The sequence below is a fragment of the Coprococcus sp. RTP21204st1_G4_RTP21204_210225 genome, from assembly GCF_040915385.1.
GTDB lineage: Bacteria > Bacillota > Clostridia > Lachnospirales > Lachnospiraceae > Allocoprococcus > Allocoprococcus comes.
Map to the genome: position 1 here is coordinate 1 of NZ_JBCPDP010000004.1, position 18040 is coordinate 18040.

Annotated in this window: 19 protein-coding genes and 2 other annotated features; of the genes, 16 read left to right on the forward strand and 3 right to left on the reverse strand. The window is 42.7% G+C overall.

The annotated features are described in order from the left end of the window. Positions 1 to 122: 122 nt before the first annotated feature. Positions 123 to 1133, reverse strand: a complete 1011-nt coding sequence (gene asnA / locus AB5213_RS04570; protein ID WP_008374783.1) for an aspartate--ammonia ligase — start codon at positions 1131 to 1133, stop codon at positions 123 to 125. Positions 1134 to 1415: 282 nt separating this feature from the next. Here asnA and AB5213_RS04575 point away from each other — a divergent pair, with 282 nt between their 5' ends. Further along, positions 1416 to 1574: a hypothetical protein gene (locus AB5213_RS04575; RefSeq protein ID WP_008374787.1), complete on the forward strand. Its 159-nt coding sequence runs from the start codon at positions 1416 to 1418 to the stop codon at positions 1572 to 1574. Positions 1575 to 1578: 4 nt separating this feature from the next. Here AB5213_RS04575 and AB5213_RS04580 read toward each other — a convergent pair whose 3' ends face one another. After that, a complete protein-coding gene (locus tag AB5213_RS04580; RefSeq protein WP_055260855.1) occupies positions 1579 to 1800 on the reverse strand; it encodes a hypothetical protein in 222 nt (73 codons plus the stop codon). A gap of 136 nt (positions 1801 to 1936) precedes the next feature. Between AB5213_RS04580 and AB5213_RS04585 the strand changes: the two genes are divergently transcribed. From AB5213_RS04585 to AB5213_RS04620, 8 genes are all read left to right on the forward strand, one after another. Next, positions 1937 to 2446, forward strand: coding sequence for an SEC-C metal-binding domain-containing protein (locus tag AB5213_RS04585; protein ID WP_022220547.1), 510 nt, complete (start codon positions 1937 to 1939; stop codon positions 2444 to 2446). A 70-nt stretch (positions 2447 to 2516) separates the two neighbouring features. After that, positions 2517 to 2726, forward strand: a binding site (T-box leader). A 199-nt stretch (positions 2727 to 2925) separates the two neighbouring features. Next, a complete protein-coding gene (locus AB5213_RS04590) occupies positions 2926 to 3789 on the forward strand; it encodes an aldo/keto reductase (protein WP_008374798.1) in 864 nt (287 codons plus the stop codon). A gap of 37 nt (positions 3790 to 3826) precedes the next feature. Next, positions 3827 to 5758, forward strand: a complete 1932-nt coding sequence (thrS, locus tag AB5213_RS04595; protein ID WP_055157604.1) for a threonine--tRNA ligase — start codon at positions 3827 to 3829, stop codon at positions 5756 to 5758. 76 nt (positions 5759 to 5834) lie between these two features. Beyond that, positions 5835 to 6155, forward strand: coding sequence for a DUF1540 domain-containing protein (locus tag AB5213_RS04600; RefSeq protein ID WP_022220546.1), 321 nt, complete (start codon positions 5835 to 5837; stop codon positions 6153 to 6155). A 159-nt stretch (positions 6156 to 6314) separates the two neighbouring features. Continuing rightward, entirely contained in the window at positions 6315 to 7697 is a 1383-nt protein-coding gene (locus AB5213_RS04605) for an AI-2E family transporter (RefSeq protein ID WP_173689877.1), read from the forward strand. Positions 7698 to 7703: 6 nt separating this feature from the next. Beyond that, a complete protein-coding gene (gene metA, locus AB5213_RS04610) occupies positions 7704 to 8630 on the forward strand; it encodes a homoserine O-succinyltransferase (RefSeq protein WP_008374805.1) in 927 nt (308 codons plus the stop codon). Positions 8631 to 8745: 115 nt separating this feature from the next. After that, positions 8746 to 9375: a cyclodeaminase/cyclohydrolase family protein gene (locus tag AB5213_RS04615; RefSeq protein ID WP_055260861.1), complete on the forward strand. Its 630-nt coding sequence runs from the start codon at positions 8746 to 8748 to the stop codon at positions 9373 to 9375. 25 nt (positions 9376 to 9400) lie between these two features. After that, a complete protein-coding gene (locus AB5213_RS04620; RefSeq protein WP_270222812.1) occupies positions 9401 to 10273 on the forward strand; it encodes a bifunctional 5,10-methylenetetrahydrofolate dehydrogenase/5,10-methenyltetrahydrofolate cyclohydrolase in 873 nt (290 codons plus the stop codon). 149 nt (positions 10274 to 10422) lie between these two features. Here AB5213_RS04620 and AB5213_RS04625 read toward each other — a convergent pair whose 3' ends face one another. After that, the gene (locus AB5213_RS04625) at positions 10423 to 10770 is read right to left on the reverse strand and encodes a helix-turn-helix domain-containing protein (protein WP_022220545.1); all 348 of its coding nucleotides are present in this window, start codon (positions 10768 to 10770) and stop codon (positions 10423 to 10425) included. 122 nt (positions 10771 to 10892) lie between these two features. Here AB5213_RS04625 and AB5213_RS04630 point away from each other — a divergent pair, with 122 nt between their 5' ends. From AB5213_RS04630 to AB5213_RS04660, 7 genes are all read left to right on the forward strand, one after another. Then, a complete protein-coding gene (locus AB5213_RS04630; RefSeq protein ID WP_270222813.1) occupies positions 10893 to 11186 on the forward strand; it encodes a hypothetical protein in 294 nt (97 codons plus the stop codon). Between the two features lie 71 nt (positions 11187 to 11257). Further along, positions 11258 to 11508 (forward strand) — a binding site (T-box leader). Between the two features lie 174 nt (positions 11509 to 11682). After that, complete coding sequence (locus AB5213_RS04635; RefSeq protein WP_270222815.1) at positions 11683 to 12702, forward strand: ABC transporter substrate-binding protein; 1020 nt, start codon at positions 11683 to 11685, stop codon at positions 12700 to 12702. 30 nt (positions 12703 to 12732) lie between these two features. Continuing rightward, positions 12733 to 13620, forward strand: coding sequence for an ABC transporter permease (locus AB5213_RS04640; RefSeq protein WP_055158458.1), 888 nt, complete (start codon positions 12733 to 12735; stop codon positions 13618 to 13620). Beyond that, complete coding sequence (locus AB5213_RS04645; protein WP_008374812.1) at positions 13607 to 14380, forward strand: ABC transporter ATP-binding protein; 774 nt, start codon at positions 13607 to 13609, stop codon at positions 14378 to 14380. The genes AB5213_RS04640 and AB5213_RS04645 overlap by 14 nt, the downstream gene beginning before the upstream one ends. Positions 14381 to 14720: 340 nt before the next feature. After that, positions 14721 to 16853, forward strand: a complete 2133-nt coding sequence (nrdD, locus tag AB5213_RS04650; protein ID WP_195368174.1) for an anaerobic ribonucleoside-triphosphate reductase — start codon at positions 14721 to 14723, stop codon at positions 16851 to 16853. After that, complete coding sequence (gene nrdG / locus AB5213_RS04655; RefSeq protein WP_008374816.1) at positions 16854 to 17351, forward strand: anaerobic ribonucleoside-triphosphate reductase activating protein; 498 nt, start codon at positions 16854 to 16856, stop codon at positions 17349 to 17351. Beyond that, positions 17335 to 17850, forward strand: a complete 516-nt coding sequence (locus AB5213_RS04660) for a deoxyuridine 5'-triphosphate nucleotidohydrolase (protein WP_270222816.1) — start codon at positions 17335 to 17337, stop codon at positions 17848 to 17850. Before nrdG ends, AB5213_RS04660 begins: the two co-directional genes overlap by 17 nt. Positions 17851 to 18040: the final 190 nt, after the last annotated feature.

The following is an 18040-nucleotide window of genomic DNA, read 5'->3' on the forward strand; positions in this document are numbered from 1 at the left end:
CAGAAAGAAGGACCTTAGGGTTTATAATAAACCCTTGGTCCTTCTTTTTTTCGGGACTATGCTTTTTTCACAGCCCCATTTTTATGGTAAATTATCAAATTGTGATAATGGTTGGTTATGTATTACAGTAAGTACACTCCGCGGGATGCGGCTTCTTCGAGGACGTCGTCCGGCCAGATGGAGGACTGGACTTCTCCGATGTGGGCTTTGCGGAGATAGAACATACAGATTCGGGACTGTCCGATTCCGCCTCCGACTGTGTACGGAAGTTTTCCGTTCAGTAATGCTTTCTGGAAATCCATCTCGGCGCGTTCTTCGCAGCCGGCTTCCTTTAACTGACGGCGGAGTGCATCTTCATCGACACGGATACCCATGGAAGAAAGCTCCAGTGCGATATCGAGTACCGGATAGTAGACGATGATATCACCGTTCAGTTCCCAGTCATCGTAGTCCGGTGCACGTCCGTCATGACGCTGTCCGGAGGCAAGGGTCTTACCGATCTGTTTGATGAATACGGCACCTTTGGCTTTGGCAAAGTGGTATTCACGTTCCTTTGGTGTCTTGTCCGGATACATGGTTTCCAGTTCCTGGGATGTGATGAAGCTGATTTCATCCGGAAGGAATTCTTCAATATAATTGTAACGGCGTGCCATGTAGGCTTCGGTTTCTTTGAGTGCACTGTATACTTTTCCTACAGTGTATTCCAGTGTCTCCATGTTGCGTTCTTCTTTGGAAATTACTTTTTCCCAGTCCCACTGGTCAACATAGATGGAATGGATGTTGTCAGTATCTTCATCTCGGCGGATAGCGCTCATATCAGTATAAAGTCCTTCTCCTGAATGAAAGCCGTAGCGCTTTAAGGCGTAACGTTTCCATTTTGCAAGAGAGTGGACGATCTCAACTTCGCGGTCTTCCTGTTCTTTGATGCCAAATGCAACCGGGCGTTCTACTCCGTTCAGGTTATCGTTCAGTCCGGATTCCGGGCGGACGAAAAGAGGAGCGGATACACGCGTCAGATGCAGAGATTTGGCAAGTGCGCGTTCAAAGTGGTCTTTTACTTCTTTGATTGCCACTTCAGTCTCGCGGATCGTAAGTGGAGAATGGTAATTCTCCGGTATCTGCAAATTGTTCATGATGTTCTTCCTTTCTTACTACTCACTATGTCTAGTTTAGTGAATTGACGTGGTGTTGTCAATCATATTTTCTTAAGAAACAACTTATGATTTTTTTAGAGAATCTCCATAGTAAGGTCACAGAACACGGCTATACTCTTAAAATAAAACATTCATCATAAAAAAGAAAAAGTCATAAATCAGAAAATAAGAACATATATTAAAGATGTCGGGGAAATGCCGGATGAGGCTTATACCAGAAGGCAGACAGACGAAAAAACTGTAGACAGGAGGTAACAAGATATGCAGAAAGAGAAGAATATCAGCACACAGGAAGTCATTTCCATGGAAGAATATTTAAATAAGAGACAGAAGATCAGAGAACAGGAGAAAAAACGATTCGGTGGCAGATTCGGCGAAGAGAAAAGCCCTGCCTGGATGATGGCAGAGCTTTATGTATGAGATGTTAATATTCACTGTGAAAGTCGTCATCATTCCTGTGGATCAGACGATAAACCAGGATGTAGGCGTAACTCATAACCGGCACAAGAATCGTGCAGGCAACAGATGCTTTCAGAAGTCCTAATGATCTGGATTTGTCGATAAATGCAAATACCAGAGTGCTGACGTACATCAGGAACAGAAGAATTGCACAGATAAGAGCCGCAAAACGCTTGATTTTTTTCATAACAACCACCTTCGTACTGTACTTTATCTCTATTATATAGATAAAAAACAATTTCTACAAGAAAATGTTTTGCAAACAGTCGAAAAATGCTGTATGATATATGAAGTGATAAAGAACAAAAAGGAGAATTTACAGTATGAGTACATTATTAGAACAGTGGAGAGATACCGCTTACTCGAAAGAGATGGATAAAGCTTCTCTGCAGAAGTTCTGGGGAACCTATTTCCAGACTGAAAAAGAGATCTATGAAAAGCTGCTTGAGAATCCGGACGAAGAAGTAAAAGGAACTGTAAAGGAACTTGCTGAAAAATATGGCATTAATGTATTTACAATGACAGGATTCCTTGATGGAATCAATGACAGCCTGAAAGTGGCTAATCCAATTGAAACAATGGATGAGGACACTGAGGTAAGTCTTGCTTTTGATAAAGAACTGCTTTACAAGAACATGGTAGATGCAAAAGCTGACTGGCTGTATGAACTGCCACAGTGGGATAAGATTTTTACAGAAGAAAAGAAAAAAGTCCTTTACAAAGAACAGAAAAACGCACGTACAATCCACGTAGAAAAGAAAGTTTATCCAAACGATCCATGTCCGTGCGGAAGCGGTAAAAAATATAAAAAATGCTGTGGTAAGAACAAATAAGTTCTGATAGAAATTTTCAATACATTTTTTTGAACGTGTTGACAAATGAAAATCCCATGGTATAATGTTAGCAAATGCGATGAAGAGAAGAGTAGAACGCAGAAAAATCCCAGAGAGAGAGGTCTTAGGCTGAGAGCCTCTTATTACAGAAGCGTTTGAAGACCACCTCCGAGCGGCTGTAAAACAGTCCGGCTGGATACCGTTATCATCCACAAAGAGGTCCTGGAAATCAGGACAAGCGGGGTGGAACCGCGGGTATACAAAGTAACTCGTCCTCTGCAGCAGATAATCTGTTGCAGAGGTTTTTTATTTTAAAAGTTAAGTTGTCTGGAAAAGATGTACTAGAAAATTTGAAGGAGCATATTGCACAAAAGAAATTCAGCCAATTCACTTTTTGCGCAATGGAATTGGATGAAATTCTTTTGTGCAATATGCGGTCTTGAATTACAGACAGTAGCTTTTACAGAAAGGATGATCTAATGGAAAGTATTTACGATTGTTTTAAGCTGAACAATGATATGAAAATCCCATGCGTTGGTTTTGGAACTTACAAAGCAGCAGAAGGGAATAACGTAGAGGTTTTAAAGACTGCCATAGAAGCAGGATATCGCTATTTTGATACTGCATCCTTTTATCAGACCGAAGATTTTTTAGGGCAGGCGATCCGTGAAAGCAATCTTCCAAGAGAGGATTTTTTCCTTGTATCCAAGATGTGGAAAGATGAAATGGGATATCAGCAGACAAAGGATGCATTAGAAAAGAGTCTGAAAAGACTTGGTACCGATTATCTGGACATCTATCTGATCCACTGGCCAAGACCGTCGGCTGACTGTGAGAACTGGAAAGAACTGGATCTTGAGACCTGGAGGGCGATGGAAGAACTTCAGAAAGAAGGAAAAATCCGGGGACTTGGACTCAGCAATTTTCTTCCGCACCATATTAAGAACATTCTGGAGAATGGAACAGTAAAACCAGTTGTCAACCAGCTGGAACTGCATCCGGGTTATATGCAGCAGGCTGCTGTGCAGTATTGTAAAGAGCATGGTATTCAGATGCAGGCATGGAGCCCGATCGGAAGACGGCGGATTCTGGAAGATGGACTGATCCTTGAACTTGCCGGAAAGTATCAGGTTTCACCGGCGCAGCTATGTCTGAGATTCCTGCTTCAGAATGATATCATTCCGCTTCCGAAATCATCTTCGATGGAGCGGATGAAACAGAATATGGATCTGTTCCATTTTGAGATCAGCGAAGAGGATGTATCGAGACTGGCAACTATGCCACAGGCAGGATGGTCAGGAGAACATCCGGATCCGGAGCTTGCACAGAAAAATGTTGTATAATCAGAAATTATAAAATAAAGAGAGGAACAAAAAGACTATGAAAATCACATTAAAAGATGGATCAAGCAAAGAATATGCACAGAGCATGTCAGTAATTGATATTGCAAAAGATATCAGTGAAGGACTTGCAAGGGTTGCAACAGCAGGAGAAGTTGACGGAGAAGTTGTTGATTTAAGAACTGTGATCGACAAAGACTGTGAGCTGAACATTCTTACATTCAATGATGAAAAAGGAAAAGGTGCATTCCGTCACACAACATCTCACATTATGGCACAGGCAATCAAGAGACTGTATCCGGATACAAAACTTGCGATCGGACCTTCAATTGAAGACGGATTCTATTATGATATTGACCGTGAGACTCCGCTTGTAGCAGAAGACCTGGAAAAGATCGAAGCTGAGATGAAGAAAATCGTTAAAGAAGATCTTCCAATTAAACAGTATACAATGCCAAGAGCGGAAGCAATCGCATATTTTAAAGAAAAAGATGAACCATATAAAGTGGAACTGATCGAAGACCTTCCGGAAGATTCCGTAATCAGCTTCTATTCACAGGGAGAATTTACAGATCTTTGTGCAGGACCTCACCTGATGAGCACAAAACCGGTAAAAGCATTCAAACTTACAAGCCTTGCAGGAGCTTACTGGCGCGGAAGTGAAAAGAATAAGATGCTTCAGAGAGTTTATGGTACTTCCTATCCGAAGAAAGCAGAGCTTGAAGAATATCTGCATATGATGGAAGAAGCAAAGAAGCGTGATCATAGAAAACTTGGAAAAGAACTTGGACTTTTCATGATGAGAGAAGAAGGACCGGGATTTCCATTCTTCCTTCCAAAAGGAATGGAACTGAAGAACCAGCTGCTTGATTACTGGAGAGAGATCCACAAAAAAGCCGGCTATGTTGAAATTTCAACACCGATTATGTTGAGCCGCCATCTCTGGGAAACATCAGGCCACTGGGATCACTACAAAGACAATATGTATACAACTGTGATCGATGATGAAGATTTCGCTATCAAACCAATGAACTGCCCGGGAGGAATTCTTGTATATGAATCTGAACCACGTTCATACCGTGACCTTCCGCTTCGTATGGGAGAACTTGGACTGGTTCACCGTCATGAAAAATCAGGACAGCTTCATGGACTGATGCGTGTAAGATGCTTTACACAGGATGATGCACATATCTTCATGACACCAGAGCAGGTACGTGATGAGATCAAAGGCGTTGTAAAACTGATCAATGAAGTTTACAGTCTGTTTGGATTTAAATACCATGTGGAGCTTTCTACAAGACCGGAGGACAGCATGGGAAGTGATGAAGATTGGGATATGGCTACTGAAGCCCTTCGTGGCGCATTGGACGATCTGGGACTTCCATATGTAGTAAATGAAGGAGATGGAGCGTTCTACGGACCGAAGATCGACTTCCATCTGGAAGATTCTATCGGAAGAACATGGCAGTGTGGAACCATCCAGCTTGATTTCCAGCTTCCGCTCAGATTTAACCTTGAATACACAGGAGCAGATGGTGAGAAACATCGTCCGATCATGATCCACCGTGTAATCTTCGGATCGATCGAAAGATTTATCGGTATCCTGATCGAGCATTTTGCAGGGGCATTCCCGACATGGCTTGCACCGGTACAGGTTAAGGTGCTTCCGATTTCAGACAAATATATGGATTATGCACAGAAGGTTCTGGATGAACTGAACAATTCAGGTGTTCGTGCAGAAATTGATACACGTGCAGAGAAGATCGGATACAAGATACGTGAAGCACAGATGAAGAAGATCCCGTATATGCTGGTTGTCGGAGCAAAAGAAGAAGAGGACGGACTGGTATCTGTAAGAAGCCGTTTTGAAGGGGATGAAGGACAGAAGTCACTGACGGACTTCCTTGCAGCAATCAAGATGGAGATCCAGGCCAAAACAGCAAGGGAAGTAAAAAAAGAAGACGATAAATAGAGTTTTAAATAAAATCTGAATAAGAAATAAAACTTTCGGGCATAATGATACTGATTTTCAAAAAGGAGGTAACATTATGCCTGAATTAAAATGTACAGTACAGACATGTATGCACAACAAAGATTTTTATTGTGATCTGAACGCAATTACGGTGGGAGGAAAATCTGCACGGAAAGCTGCAGAGACAAGCTGTGACAGCTTTGAAGAAAGAAAAAGCGGCACCTACAGCAATGTGACTGGTGAGGCGGGTCCGACAAGCAAGATCGACTGCAAGGCCACGGAGTGCCAGTACAATAAGGAATGCCAGTGCCATGCAGGAAAGATCAGTGTGGAGGGCAGCAAGGCATGCAGCTGTGATGAGACGGAATGTGCAACTTTCAGTTGTGGATGTGCGTAGATGAAAGTGATGGGTGTGGGAGAGTTTCTCCTGCACCTGTTTGTTTGTGTGCAAGGAATGAGAGAAAAGGTGCGAAAAGGATGGTTGGGGAGGTTGACGGGGGTGTTAGAAAGAAGGTATAATAAAAATCGGACTTTTGAAGAAAGACAGGGAAATTAAATGGAAAAAAAAGACAATGTAGAGAAAGGGGTTTCGGGGAAGCCGGAAAAGAAGAAATCGGCAGCGTATTATGAAAAGCGTCCGGAATTTGGTAACAGAGGGCCGTCAAAGATTTTGCTGCATTTCAGGAAGGGGATTACCTTTTTCCTTGTTATTGCGGCTTGTGTAATCTTTTATTTTCTGTTACTCCGAATAGAGGATATATCAGTAGGTGTCAGTAAAGTAATTGATGTGTTAAAGCCGATCCTATACGGAATGGTGATCGCATATTTGCTGAATCCGATCGTAAAGCAGATTGACCGGTGGCTGATTCCACAATTAAAAAAGAAAATGTCTCAGGAAAAGGCAAAGAAGGTTTCGCGTAGTGTCGGTGTTTTTGCAGCGCTGGTTATGCTGCTTGCTTTGATCCTGGCACTGTGCAATATGCTGATTCCGGAACTTTATAAAAGTATCCGTGACATGGTTCAGACTCTGCCGGGACAGATCAGTGATATGGTTACGAAGATCATAAGTATCCAGAAAGATACCAGTCCTGCCGGAGTCATGGCACGTAACCTGTTAGAAAAGGGATCGGATGCATTACAGAACTGGATCAAACAGGATCTTTTAACCAAGGTTAATGAAGTGATGTCAAACCTGACGGTTGGGATCATCAATTTTGTCAGTGAGATCCTGAATTTTCTGATTGGTCTTATTGTATCAGTCTATATTCTGTTCAGTAAGGAAACATTTTCCGCACAGAGTAAAAAGATCGTCTATGCAGTGTTCCGTACAGATCATGCCAATATGATCCTGCATCTGACAAAGAAAAGCAATGAGATTTTTGGTGGATTTATTATTGGAAAGATTATTGATTCTATGATTATCGGAGTGCTTTGCTTCTTTGGACTTACGCTCCTGAAGATGCCGTACATACTTTTGATCAGTGTAATCGTTGGTGTGACCAATGTCATTCCTTTCTTCGGACCGTATATCGGTGCTATTCCGAGTGCCGTTCTGATTTTGCTGAATGATCCGATCAAGGGCTTGTATTTCCTGATCTTCATTCTTGTACTGCAGCAGCTTGATGGAAATGTGATCGGACCGAAGATTTTGGGCAATTCGACCGGATTATCTGCATTCTGGGTTGTATTTTCAATCCTGCTCGGAGGCGGTCTGTTTGGATTTGTAGGAATGATCATGGGCGTGCCTACATTTGCAGTAGTTTATTATATTATTACAATGCTGATCAATCATTTGCTGGAGAAGAAAAAGCTTCCGCTTCAGACTTCGGAGTATGGGGAAAAGAGTTATGTGGATGATAGCGGAAGATTTGTCAGAGAAAATCCGGAAGAAAATGATACAGCGGTAAAAAACGGGGAAAATAAAAAAGAGAGGAAGTAAGCAGAAATGCCAATTCGTGTACAGAATGACCTTCCGGTAAAAGAAATACTGGAAAAAGAAAATATATTTGTAATGGATGAGAACCGTGCGGTTCATCAGGACATTCGTCCGATCAAGATCGGACTTCTGAATCTTATGCCACTGAAAGAGGATACAGAACTTCAGCTTCTGCGCTCCCTTTCCAATACACCGCTGCAGGTTGACATTGTATTTTTGGCAGTGAAAAATCATGTTTCAAAGAATACTTCAGCGAATCACCTGAACCGGTTTTATGAGAATTTTGAAAATGTAAAAGATCAGAAATTTGACGGATTTATCATAACCGGAGCACCGGTAGAGCAGATGCCTTTTGAAGAGGTGGATTACTGGGAAGAGCTTGTAGAGATCATGGAGTGGACAAAGACGCATGTTACTTCAACGATCCATCTCTGCTGGGGAGCACAGGCAGCACTTTATTATCATTATGGGATTAATAAAGTACAGCTGGACAAAAAGCTTTTCGGTATCTTTGAACATAAGGTTATGAACCGTAAGATTCCTCTGGTACGTGGATTTGATGATGTATTTTATGCACCGCATTCGAGACATACAGATGTGCCGATTGAGAAGATCCGTGCAGATGAGAGACTGATGATTCTGGCAGAGTCGGAAAAGGCAGGAGCATACCTTATCATGGCACAGAATGGAAGACAGATTTTTGTGATGGGACATCCGGAGTACGACCGGGTGACACTGGATCAGGAGTATAAGCGGGATCTGAGCAAAGGACTTCCGATTGAAATGCCGGAGAATTATTATCCAGACAATGACAGCACACAGAAGCCACTTCTTACATGGAGAGCACATGGTAACTGTATGTATGCAAACTGGCTGAATTACTATGTTTACCAGGCAACCCCGTATGATATGGTGGGGACACCGGATTTTCATTAGGATTCAGATAGAATTTCATATACCGATATCCTGAAAGGCATATCAGAAAGTACTATGTTTCAGAAGAGAAATCCTTTGCTATAATAGGAAAGCAAAAATAAGCGGGAGGAAAAATATGTTATTGGAGCAGAAAACAACTGATTTTTTGGAACAGCTCTCATCGTCAGCACCGATTCCGGGAGGTGGCGGTGCATCGGCAGCAGTCGGAGCGTTCGCATCAGCTTTGGGACTTATGGTTACAAATCTGACTGTCGGAAAAAAGAAATATGCGGATGTTGAAGAGGAAATTCTAGAGATAAGAGAAAAACTTGAGCAGAAGAAGCAGGATCTGGTCCGGATGGTAGATGAAGATGCCGAGGCTTTTGAACCACTGGCAAAGGCTTACAGAATGCCAAAAGAGACAGAGGAAGAACAGGCAGAGAAGGAAAAAGTTATGGAGACCGCACTTAAAAATGCGGCAGAAGCACCACTGTGTATCATGAAAACAATTGTAGATACTATGGAGATGATCCGAGTGCTGGGGGAAAAAGGAAGCAGGCTTGCTGTCAGCGATGCAGGAGTTGCAATTCTCTTTGCACAGGCAGCCCTTGAAGGAGCTTCTCTTAATATTTTTATCAATACAAAGATGATGAAGGATCAGGAAGAAGCTGAAAGACTGAATTATCTGGCTGATCAACTGATTGCGACAGGCAAAGAATTGAAAGAGACAACTTATGATGCTGTACTTAAGGGTATCAGACCATAACAGATAAGACAGACAGGAGGAAGACATGAGCATACAGATGCGAGGGGCTGAAGTGGCAAAAGCCATGAAAGAAAAGCTGATCAGAGAAAGAGAAGAGTTGAATGCGGCGGGAGTAAATCCATGCCTTACGATCATTCGGGTAGGAGCGAAAGAAAATGATCTTGCCTACGAACGTGGAGCAAAAAAAAGAATGGAAATGATCGGAATCGAGTGCCGCATTGTAGAACTGCCAGAAGATATTTCACAGGAAGAATTTGAGGATGCTTTCTGTAAGATCAATAAAGATCCGGAGGTTCACGGGATTCTTTTGTTCCAGCCGCTTCCGGAGCAGCTCGATGTAGAGAAGATCAGACAGATGATCGACCCGGCAAAGGATATGGATGGAATGAGTCCTGTAAATCTTGCAAAAATATTCGAAGGTGACAGAACTGCTTATGCGCCTTGTACTTCTGAGGCAGTGATGCACATTATGAATCACTATGGAATTGAACTCCAGGGGAAAAGAGTGACCGTCATCGGAAGAAGCATGGTTGTTGGAAAACCGCTCTCCATGCTGATGCTTGGACAGAATGCAACTGTAACTATCTGCCATTCACGCACAAAAGATCTGGCGGACAGATGTCGCGAAGCAGAGATAATAGTAGCTGCGATCGGACGGGCAAAGCATATCACCGCCGATATGATCGCCGAAGGAGCGGTGGTAGCGGATGTCGGAATCAACGTACTGGAAGACGGAACCCTCTGTGGAGATGTGGACTACGAAAATGTCCGGGAAAAAGTATCCCATATCACACCGGTTCCGGGAGGAGTAGGAAACGTCACAACCTCTGTACTCGCCTCTCACGTGCTGCGTGCCGCCCGTATAGGTCAGAACGAACCCGGACAACGCAGAGGGTAACACCTCTTCTCTGTCGAACACAATACAAATGGGCGAAGAACAGTTACAACTGGTAACCCAGAGCGCCCGGGAAGAGAAAAAATCCTATAGATTCAAGTTGAATCTATAGGATTTTTTCTCCTCCGGCTCCGGGGTGGCATAGACTACATTTATTTTTCGCCCATCTCTGGTGGAATCTTTTCTAACAACTGTCGGATATTATCACGGATCAATCGTTTATAATTATCAGGAAGCGGTGTGATCATATCCAGGATCTCGGCATTGATCGGATCCTTTGAATGAATTGAATCATCCAGGTAGTCACAGATCAGATAATCAAATTTGACATCTAATGCTTCTGAAAAATTAAGCATGGTTGCAAAGGATGTTGCCTGGCTGCCATTTTCAATCCGGCTTATCGTTGTCTCATCAAGATTTAGTTTTTCTGCTAGTGCTGCCTGTGTAAGACCGGCTTTGTGACGTGCCTGCCGAACGCGTGTACCGAAATTCTTTTCCATGCTGTATCTCTCCTTCATAAAAGTAGTGTAGCATTTCAATTTGAAAAAAGAATGATATTATATGCAAGTTAACTTTACAAAAACGCCGTGATAGGATATGATTAAAAAAAGGGGGGAGAGAAATGGATTGGGAATCGTACAGAACAGATATTGAGGCGATAAAGCTTGCGGTGAATGAATGTGAAAGACTTGGAGTGGATAAAGAAGAACTCCTCATAATCAGTATTTACCGTTTGTATGAATTTTATAAAACAGAAGACGACAGAGTCTATCTTCTGGGGGCATTATTGCATCTTAAGGCTTATCTTGAGCTGGGGATGGAATATGAAAAGAACCGTAAGATTTTTTCGCTGATTTTAGATAATTACGGAGTATGTTATCAGGATATTTTTCAGGGAGCTGTGGAAACGGAGTAGAAAAATCTGAAAAATTCCAAAAATCAGGTTGACAAACAGAGAATAAAGAGGTAATATATTAACCATAAATTGTAAAACCGTTGAGAAAGAGGAGTAGGTTATCGAACGATATCACAGAGAGCAGCAGGCGGTGGGATTGCTGTATGGAGTTGATAATTGAATGGACTTTCGAGGGCAGCCTGAAATCAGATGATTGAGAGTATGGTTTGTCGGGAACCAAACCCGTTATCAATAAGGGATGTATGTTAGTACATAAAAGAGGACAGGAAACTGTTAAAGTTGAGTGGTACCGCGTTAGTAGAAGATATTAGTCGCCTCAATCCGTAGAAGGATTGGGGTGTTTTTTATTTACCAGGAAAACCTTTCCTGATAAATAAAAAGTCTCCGGCAGGATGTTACATATGTATTCCTGTTGTGGTACGGCGCGGAATCAAGAAACACCTTCTCTTGAAAGCTAACAAAGAAAATTATTTATCAAGAAGAGGAGAACAAAATTATGAAAAAGAGAACAATCGCAGTATTATTAACAATGGCAATGGCAGTAACAATGATGGTAGGATGTGGAAGCAAGTCGGATTCCAAGACAGCAGATGGAGAAAAGAGCTATACAATCGGTATTTCCCAGTTTGCAGAGCACGGATCTTTAGATAACTGCCGTGAAGGATTTTTAGAGGGACTGAAAGAAGAAGGTATCGAGGAAGGAAAGAATCTGAATGTTGAATACAAGAACTCGGCAGCAGATATGGGAACTGCATCACAGATCGCAAGCAGCTTTGTATCCGATAAAGTAGATCTGATCTGCGGAATCGCAACACCAAGTGCACAGACAGCATACAATGCTGCGATGGATACGGATATTTCGGTTATCTATACTGCAGTTACGGACCCGAAAGCAGCAGAGCTTGCAGATGATAAAGGGAACCCGGTTGGAGAAGTCACAGGAACCAGTGATAAACTTCCGATTGAAGCACAGCTGAAAATGATCCGTGAACTTCTTCCGGATGCAAAGAAGATTGGTATCCTCTATACAACAAGTGAGGCAAACAGCGTATCTGCAATTGCTGAATACAAAGAAAAAGTCGGTGACTATGGATTTGAACTTGTAGAAAAGGGAATTACAAATACATCAGAAATCGCACTTGCAACAGACGATCTTCTGTCACAGGTAGACTGCATCAGCAACCTGACAGATAACACGGTAGTAAGCTCACTTGCAACCATTCTGGATAAGGCAAATGCAGCAAATATCCCGGTATTCGGAAGTGAGATCGAACAGGTGAAGCTTGGATGCCTGGCAGCAGAAGGCCTTGATTATGTAGCACTTGGCAAACAGACAGGTAAGATGGCAGCAAAGGTTCTCAAAGGAGAAAAGAAAGCATCTGAAATGCCATTTGAGACGATCACAGAAGCAGGACTTTACCTGAATACAAAAGTAGCAGAAAATCTTGGAATCACAGTGGAAGACGATCTGAAAAACAGCGCAGTAGAGACATACGATTCTATCAGCGAAAACTAAATTTGAATTAGAAAAGTGAGGAGCAATGCAATGAGCTTTGCAGTATCGATTTTGGAGCAGGGACTGATTTACGGAATCCTTGCATTGGGAATTTATATAACATACAAAATTCTGGATTTTCCAGATCTGACCGTAGATGGCAGCTTTCCATTAGGAGCTGCCGTAACGGCGCTTATGATCACAAAAGGAGCGAACCCATATCTGACCCTTCCGGCTGCATTTGCAGCAGGTGTGGCAGCCGGTATTTGTACCGGACTGATCCATGTCAAATGCAAGGTAAGAGATCTGCTTTCAGGTATCATTATGATGACAGCGCTCTGGACGATCAACCTTCGTGTGGCAGGAACAGCCAATGTACCATTGTTTTCCCAGAAGACAATCTTTAAAAATGATACACTGGATAAGCTGCTTCCGTCAGGATTTTCCGCTTACTCTACATTGCTCATCATTCTGATCATTGCGTTAATTGTGAAAATCATTCTCGACCTTTACCTGAATACCAAGTCCGGATACCTGCTCCGTGCAGTCGGAGATAATGATAAACTGGTTACTGCAATGGCAAAGGATGAAGGAAATGTGAAAATCCTGGGACTTGCGATCGCAAACGGGCTGTGTTCGCTTGCGGGATGTATTTTCTGCCAGGAAGAACGTGTATTTGAAATTTCCAGTGGTACAGGGGCGATGGTAATCGGTCTTGCAAGTGTTATCATCGGAACCAGTATTTTCAAAAAAATCAGTTTTGTAAAAACAACGACAGCTGTATTGATCGGTTCTATCATTTACAAGGCCTGTGTGGCAATCGCACTGAAGAACTTCGAACCGCAGGATATGAAGCTGATCACAGCCGTACTATTCCTGGTAATTCTGGTGCTTAGTATGGAGAGAAAGAAGAAGGTGAAGAAGAATGCTGGAGCTTAGAAATATTCACAAATATTATAATCCGGGTACAGTCAATGAGATGTGTCTTTTTGAGGACTTCAATCTGACGATCAATCAGGGCGAATTTGTATCCGTAGTAGGAAGTAACGGTTCCGGTAAAACTTCGATGTTGAATATCATCTGCGGAAGTATTCCGGTAGAATCCGGACAGATCCTGATCGATGGAAAAGATATCACAAGGGTAAAAGAATACAAGAGAAACCAGAAGATCGGACGCGTGTACCAGAATCCATCTATGGGAACCTGTCCGTCCATGACGATCTTGGAAAATATGTCTCTTGCGGACAATAAAGGAAGGTTCTACGGACTTGGACGGGGAACGAATAAGGCACGTATTGATTATTACAGAGAACAGCTCGCCCAGCTTGGTCTTGGACTGGAAGATAAGCTTCATGTCAAAGTCGGATCACTTTCCGGAGGACAGCGCCAGGCGATGGCACTGCTGATGTCTACGATGACACCAATCGAGTTTTTGATCCTGGATGAGCATACTGCTGCGCTGGATCCAAAGACAGCAGAACTGATCATGGAGCTGACCGATAAGATTGTAAAAGAAAAAAATCTGACAACGGTTATGGTCACACACAATCTCCGCTATGCAGTAGAATACGGTAATCGTCTGATCATGATGCATCAGGGACATTGTGTGATGGATAAGGCAGGAAAAGATAAAGAGGATACCTCGATCGATGAAATCCTGACGATGTTCAATGAAATCAGTATTGAGTGTGGAAACTAAAAAATACAAGATTATGAATTAAAGAGATAAGCAGAAAAGGAAACAGTTTTGGCTTATCTCTTTTTGTGTCTCCAAAGGTTTTGGAAAAATTATTCGAGGATTTTCAAAATGAAAGGCTATTGTCTGAATACAGAAGGAGAAGCCTGTCCGGTATAAAATGTCAATGGATTTTCAGGAATATGCCTGTAGAAGATTTGGTTGTCTGGCTGCCGGAAAATTGGTTATTTTCACAGATTGACGCTCTCTCTGTGATAGTGCTAAAATAGAGGAAAACGGTCAAGATATAGTATGTCTTTTAAATAGAATACAATATATTGTAGTTATCAGAAAGGAGAAGAAGATGAGCTTAAACAATGTGAAAGTTGTAAAAAAAGATGGGACAAAAGAAGAATTTAACGTGCAAAAAGTCGTTGTGGCAGTCAATAAGTCTGCATATCGTGCACTGATCAAATTTTCACAGAAAGATATTGATTTTATCTGTCATTTTGTAGAAGAAAAGGTAGAAGAACTCGGAGTGCATGAGATCCAGATTCCGGAAATGCACAATATTGTAGAGGGAGCGCTTGAGAAAGTGAATCCGATCGTGGCAAAAAGTTACCGGGACTATCGGAATTACAAGCAGGATTTTGTGCAGATGCTTGACGAGGTTTATAAGAAAAGCCAGTCGATCATGTATATCGGGGACAAAGAGAACAGTAATACAGACAGTGCACTGGTATCGACCAAGCGAAGCCTGATCTTTAATGAGCTGAACAAAGAATTATATAAGAAATTTTTCCTGACGGTGGAAGAATTACAGGCAATCCGGGAAGGATATATTTATATCCATGATATGTCAGCCAGAAGAGATACGATGAATTGTTGTCTCTTTGATGTGAAAAGCGTACTGACCGGTGGATTTGAGATGGGAAATCTGTGGTACAATGAGCCAAAGACACTGGATACGGCATTTGATGTGATCGGAGATATCGTACTGAGTGCGGCAAGCCAGCAGTACGGAGGATTTACCGTGCCGAGCGTAGATGAGATCCTGGAGCCTTATGCGAAGCGTTCCCATGAAAATCATCTGAACAAATACAGAAGCCTTGGACTTTCGGAAGAAGTAGCACAGGAGATTGCCTGGAAGGATCTGGAAAAAGAGATGGAGCAGGGATTCCAGGGATGGGAGTATAAGTTCAACTCCGTATCCTCAAGCCGTGGAGACTATCCATTTATTACCATGACCAGCGGAACCGATATCAGCGAATACGGAAAGCTTGTCACAAAGACGATGCTGGAAGTAAGAGCAGGAGGACAGGGAAAGCCGGGACATAAAAAACCGGTACTTTTCCCGAAAATCGTGTTCCTTTATGATGAAAATTTACATGGACCTGGAAAGCCGGGAGAAGATCTTTTTGAAGCCGGAATTGAGTGCTCCAGAAAGACTATGTATCCGGACTGGCTCAGCCTTACCGGAAAAGGCTATGTGCCGAGTATTTACAAGCGCTACGGAAAGGTCATCAGTCCGATGGGATGCCGTGCATTTTTATCTCCATGGTATGAAAGAGGCGGTATGAATCCGGTGGACGAAAAGGATGAGCCGGTATTTGTCGGAAGGTTCAACATCGGTGCGGTCAGTCTCCATCTTCCGATGATCCTTGCCAAATCCAGACAGGAGAACCGGGATTTCTTTGAGGTACTGGATTATTACCTGGAACTGATTCGGAAGCTTCATATCCGTACTTACGAATACCTCGGAGAGCTGCGTGCTTCTACAAATCCGCTTGCCTACTGTGAGGGTGGTTTCTATGGCGGACATCTGAAGATCCATGACAAGATTAAACCGGTGCTGAAATCGGCAACCGCTTCCTTTGGAATTACGGCGCTCAATGAATTCCAGCAGCTTTATAATAAAAAGTCCCTGGTAGAGGATGGAGCATTTGCCATCAAGACCATGGAATATATCAACATGAAGGTCAATGAATTTAAAAAAGAAGACGGTTATCTGTATGCGATTTACGGAACACCGGCTGAGAATCTGTGTGGTGTGCAGGTACAGCAGTTCCGTAAGAAATATGGAATCGTGGAAAATGTATCGGACAGGGCGTATGTGAGCAACAGTTTTCACTGTCATGTAACCGAGGATATTACACCGATCGAAAAGCAGGATCTGGAAAACCGTTTCTGGGATCTGTGTAACGGTGGAAAGATCCAGTATGTAAAATACCCAATCAATTATAACAAAGAGGCTATCAAATCACTGGTACGCCGTGCAATGGATATGGGATTTTATGAGGGCATTAATCTTTCACTTGCCTACTGTGATGACTGTGGTCATGAAGAGCTGTCTATGGATGTGTGTCCGGTATGTGGAAGCAAGAATCTGACAAAGATTGACCGTATGAACGGATATCTGTCTTATTCGAGAGTCAAGGGAGATACCAGACTCAATGATGCCAAGATGGCAGAAATTGCGGAAAGGAAAAGTATGTAAATGCGTTACCATAATATAACAAAAGATGATATGCTCAATGGGGATGGTCTGCGGGTTGTCCTCTGGGTTGCAGGATGTGACCATTGCTGTAAGGAATGCCACAATCCGGTGACCTGGGATCCGAATGGTGGGCTTTTCTTCGATGAAAAGGCGAAGGCAGAGATTTTTGAAGAACTGGAGAAGGATTATATCAGTGGGATCACATTCAGTGGAGGCGACCCGCTACATTCGGCAAATGCCTATGAGGTCATGATGCTGGCAAAAGAGATTAAAGAAAAATTTCCGTCAAAGACGATCTGGCTTTACACCGGTTATGAATGGAAAGATATCAAGAATATGGATATTGTAAATTATCTGGACGTTCTGGTGGACGGAGAATTCGAGGTTGAGAAGAAAGAACTGGATCTGCACTGGAAAGGCAGCGCGAACCAGATGGTCATTAACGTACCGGAGACATTAGGAAAAGGAGAAATTGTATTACATGAAGAGAATTGCTAAATTTCACAAAGTAAGTCTGAAACAGTTTATGGAAGGATGGAAGGATACTTTTGGTGAGCAGTATACAGAGGATCAGATCAAGGCTTTATATGAAGAAGTCAAACTGCCGAAGCGTGCAACGGCAGGAAGTGCCGGATATGATTTTTATGCACCGGATGATTTTGTGATCGAGCCGGGAAAGACGATCAAGATCCCGACAGGGATCCGTGTGGAAATGGAAGAAAACTGGGTGCTCAAATGCTATCCGAGAAGCGGACTTGGATTCAAGTTCCGTCTGCAGCTGAATAATACGGTAGGAATTATTGACAGCGATTATTTCTATTCTGATAATGAAGGTCATATCTTTGCGAAACTGACGAATGATACCAATGAGAATAAAACGGTAGAGCTTGGAAAAGGGACAGGCTTTATGCAGGGGATTTTTGTTGAGTATGGAATTACTGTGGATGACGATGCGACAGCAGTCAGAAACGGGGGATTTGGAAGTACGACGAAGTAGGGGTGTAAAAAAGAGTGACTAAGGTATAGGTTGTGTTGGCGACCGGGATTAAAAAATGGTGTCCAATTCCATTGTGCAAGGGCATTACGATGAGCCTCTTAGGGCGGGAAGCGTGTTCAGCAAAGGCTTCCGCGCTTCCTGAGTCTCATCTCCATTGCACAATAAGTGAATTGAACACTATTTTTTTGAT

Coding starts and splice junctions, on each gene's coding strand:
- asnA (WP_008374783.1), bottom strand. CDS start 1,133: ATGAACAATTTGCAGATACCGGAGAATTACCATTCTCCACTTACGATC.
- AB5213_RS04575 (WP_008374787.1), top strand. CDS start 1,416: ATGCAGAAAGAGAAGAATATCAGCACACAGGAAGTCATTTCCATGGAA.
- AB5213_RS04580 (WP_055260855.1), bottom strand. CDS start 1,800: ATGAAAAAAATCAAGCGTTTTGCGGCTCTTATCTGTGCAATTCTTCTG.
- AB5213_RS04585 (WP_022220547.1), top strand. CDS start 1,937: ATGAGTACATTATTAGAACAGTGGAGAGATACCGCTTACTCGAAAGAG.
- AB5213_RS04590 (WP_008374798.1), top strand. CDS start 2,926: ATGGAAAGTATTTACGATTGTTTTAAGCTGAACAATGATATGAAAATC.
- thrS (WP_055157604.1), top strand. CDS start 3,827: ATGAAAATCACATTAAAAGATGGATCAAGCAAAGAATATGCACAGAGC.
- AB5213_RS04600 (WP_022220546.1), top strand. CDS start 5,835: ATGCCTGAATTAAAATGTACAGTACAGACATGTATGCACAACAAAGAT.
- AB5213_RS04605 (WP_173689877.1), top strand. CDS start 6,315: ATGGAAAAAAAAGACAATGTAGAGAAAGGGGTTTCGGGGAAGCCGGAA.
- metA (WP_008374805.1), top strand. CDS start 7,704: ATGCCAATTCGTGTACAGAATGACCTTCCGGTAAAAGAAATACTGGAA.
- AB5213_RS04615 (WP_055260861.1), top strand. CDS start 8,746: ATGTTATTGGAGCAGAAAACAACTGATTTTTTGGAACAGCTCTCATCG.
- AB5213_RS04620 (WP_270222812.1), top strand. CDS start 9,401: ATGAGCATACAGATGCGAGGGGCTGAAGTGGCAAAAGCCATGAAAGAA.
- AB5213_RS04625 (WP_022220545.1), bottom strand. CDS start 10,770: ATGGAAAAGAATTTCGGTACACGCGTTCGGCAGGCACGTCACAAAGCC.
- AB5213_RS04630 (WP_270222813.1), top strand. CDS start 10,893: ATGGATTGGGAATCGTACAGAACAGATATTGAGGCGATAAAGCTTGCG.
- AB5213_RS04635 (WP_270222815.1), top strand. CDS start 11,683: ATGAAAAAGAGAACAATCGCAGTATTATTAACAATGGCAATGGCAGTA.
- AB5213_RS04640 (WP_055158458.1), top strand. CDS start 12,733: ATGAGCTTTGCAGTATCGATTTTGGAGCAGGGACTGATTTACGGAATC.
- AB5213_RS04645 (WP_008374812.1), top strand. CDS start 13,607: ATGCTGGAGCTTAGAAATATTCACAAATATTATAATCCGGGTACAGTC.
- nrdD (WP_195368174.1), top strand. CDS start 14,721: ATGAGCTTAAACAATGTGAAAGTTGTAAAAAAAGATGGGACAAAAGAA.
- nrdG (WP_008374816.1), top strand. CDS start 16,854: ATGCGTTACCATAATATAACAAAAGATGATATGCTCAATGGGGATGGT.
- AB5213_RS04660 (WP_270222816.1), top strand. CDS start 17,335: ATGAAGAGAATTGCTAAATTTCACAAAGTAAGTCTGAAACAGTTTATG.